The sequence below is a fragment of the Pseudoalteromonas sp. M8 genome (assembly GCF_018141365.1).
GTDB lineage: Bacteria > Pseudomonadota > Gammaproteobacteria > Enterobacterales > Alteromonadaceae > Pseudoalteromonas.
The window spans coordinates 107,815-122,944 of sequence record NZ_CP047239.1 but is presented as its reverse complement, the minus strand read 5'-3'; the positions used below and the strand labels follow the sequence as shown (position 1 = coordinate 122,944).

Below are 15,130 nucleotides of genomic sequence, written 5' to 3'. Positions count from 1 at the left end.
TCAATTTGTTAGAAAGTGTAGAAGTTCTTCCATTCTCATTGTCCCTATATCAATAATATTAAAAGTACATTTAGTTAACATTTTAACTACATGCACTTTTATCTTCAGTTGCACCTTTTAAACTAGAATAGGTCTAGTGCAACTTAACAGTTAGAACACCGATTGATTGAGGAATATGAAAGATGAAATCAATTAAGTTAAAGAAAAGCGCAATCGCTATCGTAACGTCACTCCAATTATTTGGGCTTAGTCAGCTTGCAACTGCGAATACCGACGTCCCAGAAATCTCACCAATTATGTATGATACACTTCAAGGTGATATTGAAGGTTCACCGTTGTTTATAGATGTTGGCTCGAATGACTTCCTACTTACTCAGGAGCAATGGCACACAATTCAAGTTTTTGCTGAGTCAGCTGTTAGCTTACCTAATAACGAAGCTGCCTTTAGAAGTGCGACGCGATATCCAGCAGATACGCCTCTAAATAACGACTACATTGCACTAATGACAACCTTTGAATCAATCAATGCGTCGGGTCAGAATTGGAATCATAAGCTTTATCCTAGCATCATTGACCTTGCGACAAAATTAGCGAATTACTCCGATACCCATGTATTGCTAATTCAACCATTTATCGATGAACTAACAAAGCTACATAACGCGTCGCTAAGCGGAAATTTGCAAGCTGCTGAGCAAAGCAGACAAGTAGCAATTTCATTTCTAAACACCTTCATGAATTTTGTTGATGGTAATCTAACAAAAACCCAAACAGTGGTAGATCAACTTGTTGCCTTCCAGGGAGATTTAACTACGCACTCTGGACAATTAAATACACTAGAAGGCACTTTTGAGGACATTTTAAATAAAGACCAGCCAGCTAACATACGTGACCGAATTAGCACATTACAACGACGACTCAACGATCTGAATGATGAAAAGAGTGATTTGAAAACAGGCATTGGCTTAAGTAGTCTTGGCGGCGTACTTGGGTTAATCATTGGCGGTAGTATCCAAGGTGCTCAGTTAGAGGAAGTAAAGAGCGAGATTAATAAAGTAGAATCTCAAATTGAGACGGCGAATAAAGAACTCGCTCACGCGATGAGTCTTGCGGCCTCTTATCAAATTGCCAAAGGGCAAGTGGAAGGCATGAATGAAAAAATTGAAACTGCGCTGAGTAATGTACGCAAAGTTCAAGTGCACTGGCAGTCTTTGTATGGAGATATGCAATCTCTTCGAGATGTATTGACCCAATTAGACAGTGAAAATGCATTACGTAATGCCAATGTGATTGTTGCAGGGATCGTTTCTTCACCTCTTGCTAGCAATGCCAGCAACTCATGGAAAGACATTGCAGACAAAGCAAGGACGTTTCTACAAAACGCCTACCTGCCTACATCACAGCAGTAAACATCAATAAGTTTGAATTTTTAGCATCATAAATCAACAGCTATTGAGCGATCTACTCTCATAGAGCGCTCAATAGGTTGGTGTTTTATGTTGCAACAAGGAGTTACTATGAAACCAACTTTACTCAGCCTGTTGATTGGCTGCGCTTTTTCGAGCCAAGCTGCGACTTGGAATGAGCTATATAATCTTGAGCTAAGTCAAAACCTACCGAGCGTTACGACTTCAAATCAACAACAGATAGACACACAAAATTATTTGGTCTCGGCCTTACATGTCAATTTGAATGACGTGCTTACTAGTGCAAGAGATCATAATACTATCGTCATTGCTGCTGACACGGTGGAAATCGACCGAAACATGATTTTCGATGCGCCAAACAAACGAATTTTTATCGTCGCACGTAAAATAATGGGTAATGGTACGGTGAGTATCAATGTAGACACCCAAAATGCTCAAGCATCAACATTGGTATTTATGGCTGATAAAGTTGAGGCCAATATCAATATAATCACAGCTCATTCGCCAAGCGATGGTGAAATTGAACGCTTTAGTATTGCACCGGATTCGTTTGGTACGCTATATCAGGTAATACAAGGCAATAAGTTTGCAACGCCTGTTTCGCCAGCGTTAACGTCACTCATCTCTGTGCATAAAGAGTACTTTTTAGATGCATTTGAAAAGTCATTCGATATGGCGGCTTCTATCTATGATCAAAATCCAGCGTTAAGTATCGAGATGTTGAGCTGGCCTGAATCTATTTTAAACGCAGCTCATGATGTTAGAGAATCTTCCGTTCAAGCAAAGAATTTTTACTTGCAGCTTGCTAACTTTAAACAGTTTTTGTCGTACGCAACACTTAACAAAAACTATGTGCCTAGCCTATCCCGCGACTTTTATGAGTTAACGATTAAAGCATATATTGAAGCGATGGAAGCATATCAGGATAGCTATAGTAATTTTCAGCAACAAGGTCGAAGTTTAGAAAACAAACGCCAAGATCTCACTTTAATGCAGGATAACCTATTCGACGTTGCATCTGCTGAGCAACGAATTATCTCTCGCTCTGTAGAGCAACTGACGAGCTTGGTAAAGACACTTGATGAACAAAAAGCAGCATTCAGCGGACAAGAAAATAATGTCTTCTATTCTGGGGTCGAGTTTCAACAAGGAATTTTGGACTACAAACTAGATAAAATCACTGAAATTGGGCTTAAAGTACTTGAAACCGTAATTAGTGCGGGCACTGCATTTGCGGGTGCTGCGGGGGGAGATACCAGTGGCTTGAAAGACTTAGTTGCGAGCTTGCCCGCCACAATCCAAGAGATCAATGAGTTAAAAACCAAAATTGATGATATCGCGTCATTAATGGATAAAGTACAAACGGTTAGCGGCCAGTTAAACGTGTTATCACAAAAAACCGCTGATCCGTTTTCTAGTAGTGAGCTTGCACAAGAGTTCAATCGCCTTAATTCACTCATTCCGACCAAAGAAGAGGCAAATCGAATTTGGGACGAATTTTTAATAACTGCTAAGGCACAAATGAAAAAGGCCATAGATGAAGACATTGATGGTGCAAGTGACTACCTTGTTGCTATCGAAAAGTTGATTAATCATGGTAAGGCAATAGTTGCTGTAGAGATTGATATTGCCCAGGAGCAATCTAGACAGATAGATTTGCGCATCACCGCTGATGCAAAACTTAAACAGATCAATCGTATAGATGCATTTTTACAAAATAATCAAAACAGTCTAGATGAAATTCAGGACATGGAGGAACAGCTATTCCGGACTTTGAATAATCTAAAACGGCCAATATTTGTTGCACTAACAAACTATCAGGCGGCATTTAGCTACTGGTCTCTTGATGACACCATAGTGACACCAAGCCTTAATCAAAGTTATCAAGAATACCGTCACGACTTAGCTTTACTACGTGAACAAGAGGCCGCGTCATTATTGCGTTTTAACCCTCGACCTCAAGATTTTATGCTCACCATAGAAGAGTTAGATGCGCCGCAGCAATTGCTGGATTTTGCGCAAGACGGTGAAATGAGCTTTACGCTGTCGTTGGAAGATATTGATTTTTCCCAGTTTGATCGAGTTAGATTAGACGAGGTCAATGTTGTACTAGAAGGTTCTGGGTTAAATGAGAACCAGCGCTATGATATCGAAGTAAGATCTAGTGGTTCATATCAAGATAGGTTTAAAGGGCAATACTATCAATTTAGTGCAGAGTCGTTATACCGATTGGTAAGTTACGAGCTGTTAGATAGTGAAACGACGCGCATAGATCCAATCACCAGTGGTGCAATCGCAAACGATTATGCGATTAATTACTTTAAACCAACTCCGTTTACCACTTGGTCAATTAAGCTGAAAAATCCACAGCTTTATGACTTAAGTAAAGTGACGAATATCAAAGTGTCGTTTAAAGGAAATGCGATCCCCAAACAATAGTGTAGCACTTGCACTTTAGCTTAGTAGAAGCCACTTCACGTGGCGATCTTTTAACAAAAGCTCGCAGGATTAACCTGCTCCTACTTTGGTGAGGCTTGAATATTTGCTAAATAAGATTGCCTTTCGTAGGAGCCACTTCAGGTGGCGATCTTTAACAAAAGCTCGCAGGATTAACCTGCTCCTATTTTAGTGTGGCTTGAATATTTGCTAAATAAGATTGCCTTTCGTAGGAGCCACTTCAGGTGGCGATCTTTTAGCAAAATTCCTCCGGATGAGCCGCCACCTACTCTACAACTTGAGCCTTCAATAAAGATCTGTTATCTAGATAGCCACTAAAACGGGTTGCTAATAAGGCTGCAGTGCTGATAAGTGCCCCTACCCAAGCAGTGTCCTGCAGCGACATATTTTCAACAATTTGGCCACCTAAGACAGAGCCGAGCGCAATTCCAACGTTGAAGGCAGCGATATTCAACCCCGATGCGACATCCACCGTTTTTGGACTAAACTTTTCGGCTAGCTGTACAACATAGACCTGAAGACCAGGTACATTTCCAAAAGCAAATGCTCCCCACACTAGTACTGTGATCACCACGCCTACTTTCGACTGCATGGTAAATGTCAACACAGCCAAAATGACCGAGAGTAACGCGAAGATGATGGTCAGAGCGCTTATCGGCCCCTTTTTATCTGCTAATTTTCCGCCATAGATATTGCCAACTGCAACAGATACACCATAAACCAGCATAATAATACTGACTGTAGCGGCGTTAAAACCAGCTTCCTGTTGTAAAATTGGCGCAAGATAGGTGAATGCTGTAAAGGTTCCACCGTAGCCGAGTATGGTCATAAGATAGACGAGCAGTAATCTGGGTTGCAATAATACTTTTGCCTGCTCAGATAGACTGGCAGATGCGCTTTGCTTTAGGTTCTTTGGAATTAATAATGCACTTCCCAAGAGAGCGATAACACCTAAAGCAGAAACTACTAGAAAAGTGGCTCGCCAGCCAAACTGTTGGCCAATCCAAGTACCCAAGGGGACACCTGTTACGAGCGCAACGGTCAGTCCCGTGAACATAATGGCTATGGCACTTGCCTCTTTGTCTTTTGAGACCAAGCTAGTTGCAATCGTAGAGCCAATCGAGAAGAACACACCATGAGCGAGTCCTGTCATGATCCTCGCTAAAATGAGGCTTTCATAACTTGGCGCTTGCCACGCAAGCAGATTGCCAAAGACAAATAGTGCCATCAAACTAAGTAATACAGATTTCCTATTCCATCGCCCTGTCAGTGCGGTTAAAACGGGCGCACCAACAGCAACGCCAATGGCATATAAACTCACCAGTAAACCTGCACTTGGCAGCGAAACTGATAAATCGGAAGCAATGGTCGGTACTAAACCAACAATGACAAATTCGGTGGTACCAATGGCAAATGCGCTTAATGTCAGCGCCAGTAATGCAAGCGGCATAAATAACCTTTTTAACGTGATAAGCAATAAGTTGGTGTAGTGTGAAAGCTTTTTTATTTGCAAAAAATAGCGAAAATGACAAAATACTTTTGTAGAAAATGAAAAGGAATACACATGACCGTTAGCTCAAAAACCGAAGATCTAGAAGCTTTTATCTGTGTTGTCGATACTGGGAGTTTTTCCGCTGCAGCAAATCTGATGGACGAACAAGTTGCAAAGGTTTCAAGAGCAGTAACTCGACTGGAAAAGTCCCTGTGTGTAACCCTATTCAATCGAACGACTCGACGGATAGAGTTAACCGAAGAAGGAGAGCTATTTTTACGCTATGCGCGGCAGGCACTCAATACCATTGAGCAAGGTGAAGAGGCGTTAAAGCTGTTACGATTTTCGCCAGCTGGTAAATTAAGAGTGGATGCTGCAAGTCCTTTCGTTTTTCACCAGCTTACGCCTATATTAAAAGGTTTTAATGAGGCCTTTCCCGATATTACTTTGGAAATAACAAGTCATGACAGCATCATCGATTTGCTGGAGCATAAAACCGATATCGCAATACGAATTGGTGACTTGGCTGACTCTAATCTTCATGCTCGTTTGTTAGGTCGCAGTAAACTTCATCTTGTAGCAAGCCCTGACTATTTAAGTAAATTTGTAGGTAATGAATCACTGATTGATCTTCCATATCATAACTTGATAGGTTTTACCGATGCCCCACATCTCAACGTCTGGCCTTTACAAAATCCGCAACAACTCAAGTTTTCCATTAGCGCATCCAGTGGTGAGACCGTGAGGCAATTATGTATTGCAGGCCATGGCATTGCACTGCTATCTAACTTTATGGTGAGGCAAGATATAAAAGCCGGAAGACTTGTTGAAGTTTTTACCGAGCAAATTATTTCGCCAAATCGCAGAGAAGCAGTACAAGCCGTGTATTATCAAAATAGCGGTGTATCATCTCGGATTTCGGCATTTCTAGACTACATTGCGCCTAGGCTCACGCTATAGTTTTTTCATTTTTTACAAATATATTTTGTATTTATTGCGGTTAATGAAAATATTTTAAATCGTTAAGCTTCTCATAGTGAAAATAAACGTTGAGGAGGCCAAATGGCTGATTTATTTGAGTCGATTAACTTAGCTGGTAAAACATTGAGCAATCGCATAGTGATGCCGCCTATGACCCGCTCGCGGGCGAGTCAACCCGGGGATATTCCTAACAATTTGATGGCAACTTATTACGCACAGCGTGCTACGGCTGGTTTAATTATTAGTGAAGGGACACAAATATCGCAACTCGGTAAGGGGTATGCTTGGACACCGGGGATCTATTCAGGTGCCCAAGCTGCTGGCTGGAAACGAGTCACAAAACAAGTGCATGATGCAGGCGGTGTTATGTTTGCGCAGCTTTGGCATGTTGGGCGAGTATCGCACCAAAGTAATACCGGTGGGCTTCAGCCGATTTCAGCTTCAGCAATTCAAGCTCAGGGTGTGAAAGTTTTCATCGATGAAAATGACTCCCCTGATTTTATTCAAGCTCAAACACCTAGAGCAATGACCCAAGCAGACATCAATAACGTTATTAACGAATATCGACACGCTGCACGAAACGCGATGCAAGCAGGATTTGATGGAATTGAACTGCATGCAGCGAATGGTTATTTGATTAATCAATTTTTAGACTCTCACTCAAATCAAAGGACTGATGGCTATGGTGGCTCTGTTGATAACCGCATTCGCTTTTTGCGTGAGGTCGTGACGGCGGTGAGTGAAGAAATTGGCAGTAACAAAGTGGGTGTTAGACTTGCGCCGCTTACTACCTTAAATGGTACAGTAGATGAAAACCCTGAGCAGACATACCTCGCGGCAATTAAACAGCTAACTGCGCTCAACGTATGCTACGTACACATCGCAGAAGCGGATTGGGAAGACGCGCCAGATATGCCTCTGAATTTTAAATACGCAATTAGAGAGGCATTTAATGGCGTGTTGATCTATGCCGGAAAGTATACGAAAGCGCGCGCCCAACAAGCTCTTAATGAAGGTTGGGCTGATATGATTGGGTTTGGTCGTCCTTTTATCTCAAACCCTGATTTGCCCTACAGGCTGGCAAATGACTTGCTCTTAAATGAACATCAGTCTGAGACATTATTTGGTGGAGGTGAACAAGGTTATACTGATTATCAAATTCACGCCTCAAATCCAATTAACGTAAAATAGGCTAAAAGTTAGCTTTCAATCTGCGTATGAATTATTTAATGCGTACGCAGCCCCAATAATGACCATTTTAAGGTGAGCACAATGTAGCTAACTTTTGTGCTTGTTTCTCCTGAATTACCGCTAATGATAGTTTATGTAAATGTATATAGATTGGAGTTTGGTCTAAAAATAGATAATAATGTTGGCAAATTAAAGGAACTTAATACACTATACTTCAGAAAATGAAAAATATAATTCTATTTGCCACTGCACTGCTCTGCACCATCTCTGCTAACGCCCAGTTACCCGTAGAGAGTTACGGACAACTACCTAATATGAGTAAAGTTTCACTCTCACCCAGTGGTAAGGCCGTTGCGTATTTACAAAATTATGAAGGAAACCTTGTTCTTACTGTTCATGACCTAAAAACGCATAAAAAAAATTATATCCTGCAAACTGATAATAAAACGATAGCACTTGGTTGGTACGATTGGGCCAGTGATGACATGCTCTTATTTGGTGCGAATTACACCAAAGTGCAGCGAGGTGTAAAATACACCTCATCTCGTTTATTTAAATTTGATTTAAAAAATCCTACGGATGAATTAGTTCAAATCAACCGTGCTTATCGCTATGAAATTTCGGCACAATTTCAAGATGACGTGATTAGCATACTGCCAGAACAACCAAACAAGATATTGGTTCAAACTGACTTTGATATGGCAAACAAGCCGAGCGTTTATATCTTAGATATAGCTAAAGATAGACGCGAGAAAGTTGTTCGAGCAAGAAGAAAAATATCTAGCTGGATAGCCGATCAACAAGGCAATGTAAGAATGGGTTATGGGTTTGAAGGGATCACTGCCTATTATATGCTCTATGATAATGAGACGAAGGATTTAACCGATTTCTATACCTTTCAGGCTCGTGGCCCGGAAGCTATCCATATTCTTGGCTTTGATAAAGACCCAAATATTATCTACCTCACCGCACTTCATAATGGTAAAAATGCGCTGTTTAAAGCAGATATTACTAAACGCCCGCTTTTACCTCAGCTTATTTTCTCCGATCCGGACTATGATTTTGATGGCAGTATCATTTATTCACACGACGGCAGAGCCATAGGCTTCAGCCATTCCAACCTTGATAACTCGAGAATTTACTGGGACGAAGACCGCAAACGCCTTCAACGCTCACTTAAAGCGGCATTACCAAACTACGACACCGTTGTTATAAGTATGAGCGCGGATAATAAAAAATACATAGCGTACGGCGATTCTGACCAAGACTCTGGTACGTACCTGATTGGTGACAGAGAAACCAGCTCTTTAGCGGGGTTAGGACGTTTATATCCTGATATTACCGGTGACAATTATTTGGGCAAACAAAGGGTATCGTTTAAAGCGCGTGACGGCCTAGAAATTGAGGGTTACTTAACCCTACCTAAAGCATTCGATGCGGCTGCTCCAACAATCATCTTTCCACACGGTGGACCATACTCTCGCGACTACGCTGGCTTTGATTACTGGTCTGAACTATTGGCAAGCAGAGGCTTTGTAGTTTTCCAACCTAACTTTAGAGGCTCTTTTGGTTATGGTTTTGACTTCTTTAATGAAGCAAATCAAGGTTGGGGAGGAAAGATGCAAGATGACTTACAAGATGCGGCAAACTGGTTGATTGCAGAAAAGTATGCACTCAAAAATAAAATTTGTATAGGTGGTGCGAGTTACGGCGGCTATGCGGCACTAATGGCTGTGGTAAAACATCCTGAAACGTTTCAATGTGCAGCAAGTTTTGCCGGTGTTACAGACTTAGAGTCGATAGTCAGTCGTGCGCGCTTTTTCACAAACAAAGAGCTTGTTCGTGACCAATTTGGACAAGATATTGATAAACTTAAAGCACAATCTCCTGTTAACTACGCTAAGCAGATTAACCGTCCCGTGTTACTTATTCATGGTGATGACGATAAAGTCGTGCCAGTGAATCATAGTCGTGACATGGCAGATGAACTTGAAGATCATAACAAGAAGTTCAAATACATAGAGCTCGAGGATGGCAACCACCATCTGAGTTATCAAGCACATAGAGTGAAGACGCTTACTGAGTTTTTAGCTTTTTTCGAAAAACATCTTAAGTAACCTGAGGTTTGGATAAGGAATGTTCCAACTTATTGTTGCTAAGCCACAACTTAGTTTTTTCCTTGTCTAGCCAGCAAGTTTTAAGGAAAACACCGCTTCCGCGTCCTGCTCTCGCTAAGGTACCTACATCCTGTAGGCAAGGCGAATTTACGCACCAATAGCTGGCTATTGGAAGTGAATTCAACGAAGTTAGCGCTAAAACTGGCTGCTAGAAAGGCATTAATTATCCGCAGCTCAGGTTAAGTAGCAAAGCGCCGCAATTAGCGGCGCTTTTTATTGAGAGAGCGACTTCTTCTGTCACAGAGTTGATGTATGATAGGGGCTAACATAAAGGAGAATTATTGTGCAGCTCGTTAAATTATTCGCCATGGCATTGATGCCTATGCTCAGTGTATTTCAGGCCTCGGCAACGTCATTTTTAGTCTTTGGTGATATGCCCTATACGGAGATAGACAGAGGCATGTTGATGCCAAATGGTGCTCTGCACGAAAAGGTAAATGATATACAGCATGATTTTATGGTGCACGTAGGTGATATGAAATCCGGTGCTGAGCCCTGTACAGACCAGCTGCTTAAAGATAATTATGCCCTGATCTCAAATGTAAGTAGTCAACCTTTTGTATTCACGCCCGGAGACAATGATTGGACTGACTGTGACCGTGAGACCCTAAACCCTAGGTTTGATGAATTAGAGAGATTGGATTTCATCCGTAAACATTTTGCGGTGCAAACACCTGAGCTACCGGCCTTTAAACGCCAGCAAACAGTACCAGAAAATCAATCTTGGATAGTGGATGATGTGCAGTTTTTAACCTTGCATGTACCAGGCACCAACAATGGTCGCAGACAAATCTTATTATCCGATAAAAAAGTAGTGCACGAAGAGTCTCATCGTCGTGATGTAGAGAATATCAAGTGGTTGGACAGCTTGTTGACGCCAAACCGTAAAGCCGCGGTGATATTTCTACAAGCCGACCTATATCAAAAAGAGAAGCATTCAGGACGTTGTGATAAAAACTCAAAAGCTAAGTGCGATGGTTATCAGTTATATCGAGAGACACTTGCAGAATATGCGGCTCAACTCAGTTATCCGTTGCTGTTGATACATGGAGATACGGGAGAGTTTTGCTTTTCTGAACAGTCAAAAAATTTATGGCGTCTTAACGCCCCTGGCGACTTTCAATATTTAGATATTGCAAAGGTTAAAGTTAAGGGAGGTAAAAAGAAGCCGTTTAAGGCAACACCGCTTCTTTCGCAAGATAAAATAGCTAAATGCAAGGGGCTGTAAAGCCCCTTTACACACTTTTTACGCCGCTTTACAAGAAGCGTAGCGCGAATAGCTTGCTGTAACTACAGTAAAAGCTCGCGCTGTTTATTGTGGCTTTCAAACTGCTCTTGCTTGACTGTATTGACAAAATGCCACTCACTTTCCACCTTCTCTTTTGTGAAATTAAGCGTTAAATAACCACGCTGATGAATATTGGCATATTCAAGGTCATCGACTAGTAATTGCAATGCCTCAGCGAATTGTAGCGCCTGCTCATCGCCTAATTGCAAGTAATACTCAAGCCCTGGAGAGCTGACTGAAGCTGTCGCATATTCTTGACCACAAACGGCTCCGCTTGCATCGCAGAGCTTACCTGACCAGGCGTTGTGCGTATCTCCAGCAACGACTACTAAGTTTTTATTGGCCGCTTTTGCTGTTTGTAAAATTACTTCACGTTCAATCGGGTAGCCGTCCCATGCATCCAAATTATATGGTGCAGTATACGTGACTCGCGCTTTTTCTTGTGCAGACAATGTTGAGTCACCAGCAAGCAGCCTGCCCTTTATTTGAGCAAGCTCTGTTAATTGCGTCGGCATTTGTGCGGAAGGGTTGGCAAGAGACATGAGCAGCTCGACTGGGATCATCATTTTAGTCATCAATACTTGTTGCCCTAAAACTTGCCATTTCGCTGTTGAATTTTTCAAATTATCGGTGAGCCAAGTCAATTGGTTTACGCCTAAAAGCTGTTGCGAAGGCGCGGTGAGATCCGCCTGAAATCCGGCAAAATCCACCTGTCCTGTCGTGGGGTCAATGTAATTTTGATAGTCGAGTGCTTTAGCTCGGCTCTCGTGACGAGTATCTAGCATATAAAGTGATAACAAGTCGCCAAATTCAAATTTACGATAGAGGCTCTCAAGTTGATCCTTAACCATCGGACGCACAGGCATCCATTCATAGTAAGCTTGCAGTGCAGCAAGTTTGCGGGCAGCGTACTCCCCTTCTCCCTCGTTATGGTTTTCAGCGCCATCCATGTATGAGTCATTGCATACTTCATGGTCGTCCCATACCGCAATAAATGGCGTACTGGCGTGGAGAGCTTGCAGACCAAGGTCCGTACGATATTTTGCATAGCGACGACGATAATCATTTAATGTAATAATCTCGCTCGCATTATCTGCATCCAGCCCTCGCCCCATGGCGTCGGCATTTTCAGTGGCGTACCCACCCATACCATATTCGTATATGTAATCACCTAAGTGTAACACCGCGTCTAAATCGCTGCGTTTTGCAGCCTCTGCATAAACATGAAAGTAACCTGCCGGATAATTTGCACAAGACATGACGGCAAGTTTTACCTGAGTTACATCGTTGACGGGCAAGGTTTTGCATTTACCTATGGGTGAATGCGTTTCCTTAGTGACGAAGCGATAAAAGTAGCGGCTATTTGCAGCAAGGCCATTAAGATCTACTTTAACGGTGTAATCGTTTTTTGCTAATGCGGCAAGCTGGTGGCTTTGTAGTAAGACAGCAAAATCTTCAGATTCTGATACTTGTAGAGTGACATCCACACTGTTAGGTGTGCCTTCAGGAGTGACTCGCGTCCATAATATAATGCTATCAGCCAAAGGATCGCCACTTGCGACACCATGGTTAAATGCGACAGCAAAATCATTGCTTGCAACCGCTTTACTATCACTGCTGCCACAACCTACTAACGAGACGCTAATTGTCGCTGCGCCAACGCCCATTAATGCACTTTTAATAAAATCTCGACGGGTAAAACTTGCCATTATTATTGTTCCTTAACTGCAAAATGCGCCATATTGGGCGCACTTATCTACTACTTGAAGGAACTAGCTTAGTTAAGCATTGTTACAATTTAACGATTGGTCTTAATTAGTGCGGGTTTGGAACAACGCGATTTCTGCCACTGCTTTTGGCCTCTAGTAACATCGTATCTGCACGACGAATAATGCTTTCAACGCCAGACTCACCTGCGCCAAATTCTGCAACCCCAAATGAACTGGTAATATCGACCTCTTCACCGACCGCAATTTGAAATGATGCCTGCTCTATCATAATACGTGCCCGCTCGGCGACTAAGATTGCTCCCTCTAAGCCGGTATTAGGGAGTACCAGAGCAAATTCCTCTCCACCTAGCCGAGCTATTAAATCCGTGTCTCGTAACATGTCAGAGAGTCGCGAGCTCACGTGAACCAGCACTAGGTCTCCCGCTTCATGGCCAAATTGCTCGTTAATTGCACGGAAATTATCGAGGTCGGTCAGTATCACACTAAATGGTGTTCTGTAACGTTCATATAACCTAATTTGACTGTCAATTTTATCGCTTAACTGCCTACGACTGGCGACGCCCGTTAATGGGTCAGTTTTAGTAATAAAATCGAGCTCTTTACGTAAGTGATCGAGTTCGCTATGCATCGCTTTTGTTGTGGTAATGTTATCTCCGTAGATAACAAAGGCATCATTCTGCAGCGAAAAACATCGTAATCTGAAGAACTCACCACTTAAGGTATCAATTTCAATTTCTGGATAGTCTAATTCACAGCCGTTGCTTAAGCCTAAAAACCATTCCGTGAGTTCATCCCCGTCGATTCTATCATCAAACGTATCGTCTGTTTGTGGGTCGAAGATATTACTCAGTGTGCGTCCTGTTATGTGAGACGAGGGTTGTCCAATTAGCTTCGCCATTGCTTTATTGCAAAATTCAAGAACCGACTTGTTGCTAACAATAGCAACTGCATCGTCACTTTTATTGAGCACTTCACTCAGTAGGGATTGTAAATGGTTAGCGTTAGACATAATTCAATTCCGTTAGGCTTTTTGTTATTCTAAATCAATCGGGAAGATTTATCTTAGATCTCGCGCAAATCACACAAAAAAGACATTTTGATTTCGTTATCTACATCAATTGATTCTAATTTAGCACCAATCATATTCCATTTCACTTATGTTTAATGCAACAAATGAAACGTATAGTTACCTCCATACACAAAGGAGGAACTATGTTAAAACCAACGCAACTCGCAACGATTATTTCTGCTTTGCTATTGCTAAGTGCATGTGGCGAAGCTGAGCAGGCAAGCAGTCAAACTCCGCCTCTTCAACCTATTGATGTAGCAGCAACACCGCAAATTAGCATTGCTGATTGGCACACCTATACAACACGCCTTTCTTCTCCAAACGAAGTCGCACTTCGCGCTCGGGTCACGGGAGTGATCGGCTCGGTAAACTTCAAAGAAGGAGATACGGTGCACCAAGGCGATGTTTTATTTGAGCTGGACGATAGAACTTTCTTGGCTGAGGTTGCCAGTCTTGCCGCACAAGTGAAACGTGCCGAAGCGGCCCTTTCGCAAGCAAAAAGTGAGTCAGCGCGTGCGCTTCGATTAAGCAAGCAAAAAGCGATTTCAACCGAAGAAGTCGATGCCCGTGTTTCGCTTACCGCACAGCGTGAAGCCGAACTAGATGCGCTTCGCGCTTCATTTAAAGCAGCTCAACTAAACTTAGAGTTTAGCAAGATCACAGCACCAATCAGCGGCAAAATTTCATTTGCTGAGGTCACTCAAGGTAACACCATTAGAGCAAACGACACCTTGCTTACGACGATAGTCGCAACCGATAAGATGTATGCGTATTTTGATATCGACGAGCGAACTTGGAATAGCCAGTTTGCATCAGTGACGGAAGGTGAGCCGCTTCCTGTGAAATTACAGCTATTGGGCCGTGAATCACAGCCAGTCATGGGTGAGCTAGACTTTATTGACAACGCCATTGATGACCACTCCGGAACCCTAAAAGTACGCGCTTCTTTTGATAACCATAGTGGACAATTACGACCTGGCTCGTTTGCGCGAGTGAGTCTTTCATCCGGTGAGCAAAACGATCGAGTATTAGTTCCAGACCGCGCAGTGGGTACGGATCTTAAAAATCGCTTTGTTCTTGTCGTCAACGACGCTAATACACTTGAATATCGTCTAATCACACTCGGTAATCGCTATGGCGAATTTCGTGCTGTTGAGTCGGGTTTAGCCGCAGGAGAGCGTATCGCGGTGAATGGCCCAGCGCGTGTAGGCCCTGGCATGCCGATAAGCCCAAACTCAGTGACGCTTACCTTGCCAGATAACATCGCCACAGAAGTGGTTGCGATGACGCCAAACGATTCTTCACAAGGATTAAACTAATA

At 42.6% G+C, this 15,130-nt stretch carries 10 protein-coding genes; 7 read left to right on the top strand and 3 right to left on the bottom strand.

Translation table 11 applies throughout. The annotated features are described in order from the left end of the window. The first annotated feature begins 182 nt into the window (after positions 1-182). Positions 183-1,406 (top strand): alpha-xenorhabdolysin family binary toxin subunit A, encoded by a 1,224-nt coding sequence (locus tag GSF13_RS00485; RefSeq protein WP_010605431.1) that lies wholly within the window; start codon positions 183-185, stop codon positions 1,404-1,406. A gap of 108 nt (positions 1,407-1,514) precedes the next feature. Then, positions 1,515-3,863, top strand: coding sequence for a hypothetical protein (locus tag GSF13_RS00480; RefSeq protein ID WP_211865585.1), 2,349 nt, complete (start codon positions 1,515-1,517; stop codon positions 3,861-3,863). Positions 3,864-4,146: 283 nt separating this feature from the next. On the opposite strand, the gene GSF13_RS00475 is transcribed toward GSF13_RS00480, so the two are convergent. Next, entirely contained in the window at positions 4,147-5,331 is a 1,185-nt protein-coding gene (locus tag GSF13_RS00475) for an MFS transporter (RefSeq protein WP_211865583.1), read from the bottom strand. A 114-nt stretch (positions 5,332-5,445) separates the two neighbouring features. On the opposite strand from GSF13_RS00475, the gene GSF13_RS00470 reads away from it, so the two are divergent. The 4 genes from GSF13_RS00470 (at position 5,446) to GSF13_RS00455 (ending at position 10,950) form a co-directional block, all read left to right on the top strand. Then, a complete protein-coding gene (locus tag GSF13_RS00470; protein ID WP_211865581.1) occupies positions 5,446-6,333 on the top strand; it encodes a LysR substrate-binding domain-containing protein in 888 nt (295 codons plus the stop codon). 102 nt (positions 6,334-6,435) lie between these two features. Next, complete coding sequence (locus GSF13_RS00465) at positions 6,436-7,545, top strand: alkene reductase (RefSeq protein ID WP_211865573.1); 1,110 nt, start codon at positions 6,436-6,438, stop codon at positions 7,543-7,545. Between the two features lie 221 nt (positions 7,546-7,766). Continuing rightward, positions 7,767-9,662 (top strand): S9 family peptidase, encoded by a 1,896-nt coding sequence (locus tag GSF13_RS00460; protein WP_211865571.1) that lies wholly within the window; start codon positions 7,767-7,769, stop codon positions 9,660-9,662. Positions 9,663-10,005: 343 nt separating this feature from the next. Continuing rightward, entirely contained in the window at positions 10,006-10,950 is a 945-nt protein-coding gene (locus GSF13_RS00455; RefSeq protein WP_211865569.1) for a hypothetical protein, read from the top strand. A 62-nt stretch (positions 10,951-11,012) separates the two neighbouring features. On the opposite strand, the gene GSF13_RS00450 is transcribed toward GSF13_RS00455, so the two are convergent. Together GSF13_RS00450 and GSF13_RS00445 are read right to left on the bottom strand one after the other, a co-directional pair. Then, complete coding sequence (locus GSF13_RS00450; protein WP_211865567.1) at positions 11,013-12,719, bottom strand: alkaline phosphatase D family protein; 1,707 nt, start codon at positions 12,717-12,719, stop codon at positions 11,013-11,015. Between the two features lie 106 nt (positions 12,720-12,825). Next, positions 12,826-13,749: a sensor domain-containing diguanylate cyclase gene (locus GSF13_RS00445; RefSeq protein ID WP_174169210.1), complete on the bottom strand. Its 924-nt coding sequence runs from the start codon at positions 13,747-13,749 to the stop codon at positions 12,826-12,828. Between the two features lie 203 nt (positions 13,750-13,952). Here GSF13_RS00445 and GSF13_RS00440 point away from each other — a divergent pair, with 203 nt between their 5' ends. Beyond that, positions 13,953-15,128 carry an efflux RND transporter periplasmic adaptor subunit gene (locus GSF13_RS00440; RefSeq protein WP_010605440.1) on the top strand — a complete coding sequence of 392 codons (1,176 nt, stop codon included), beginning with the start codon at positions 13,953-13,955 and terminating at the stop codon, positions 15,126-15,128. The last annotated feature ends 2 nt before the right edge of the window (positions 15,129-15,130 follow it).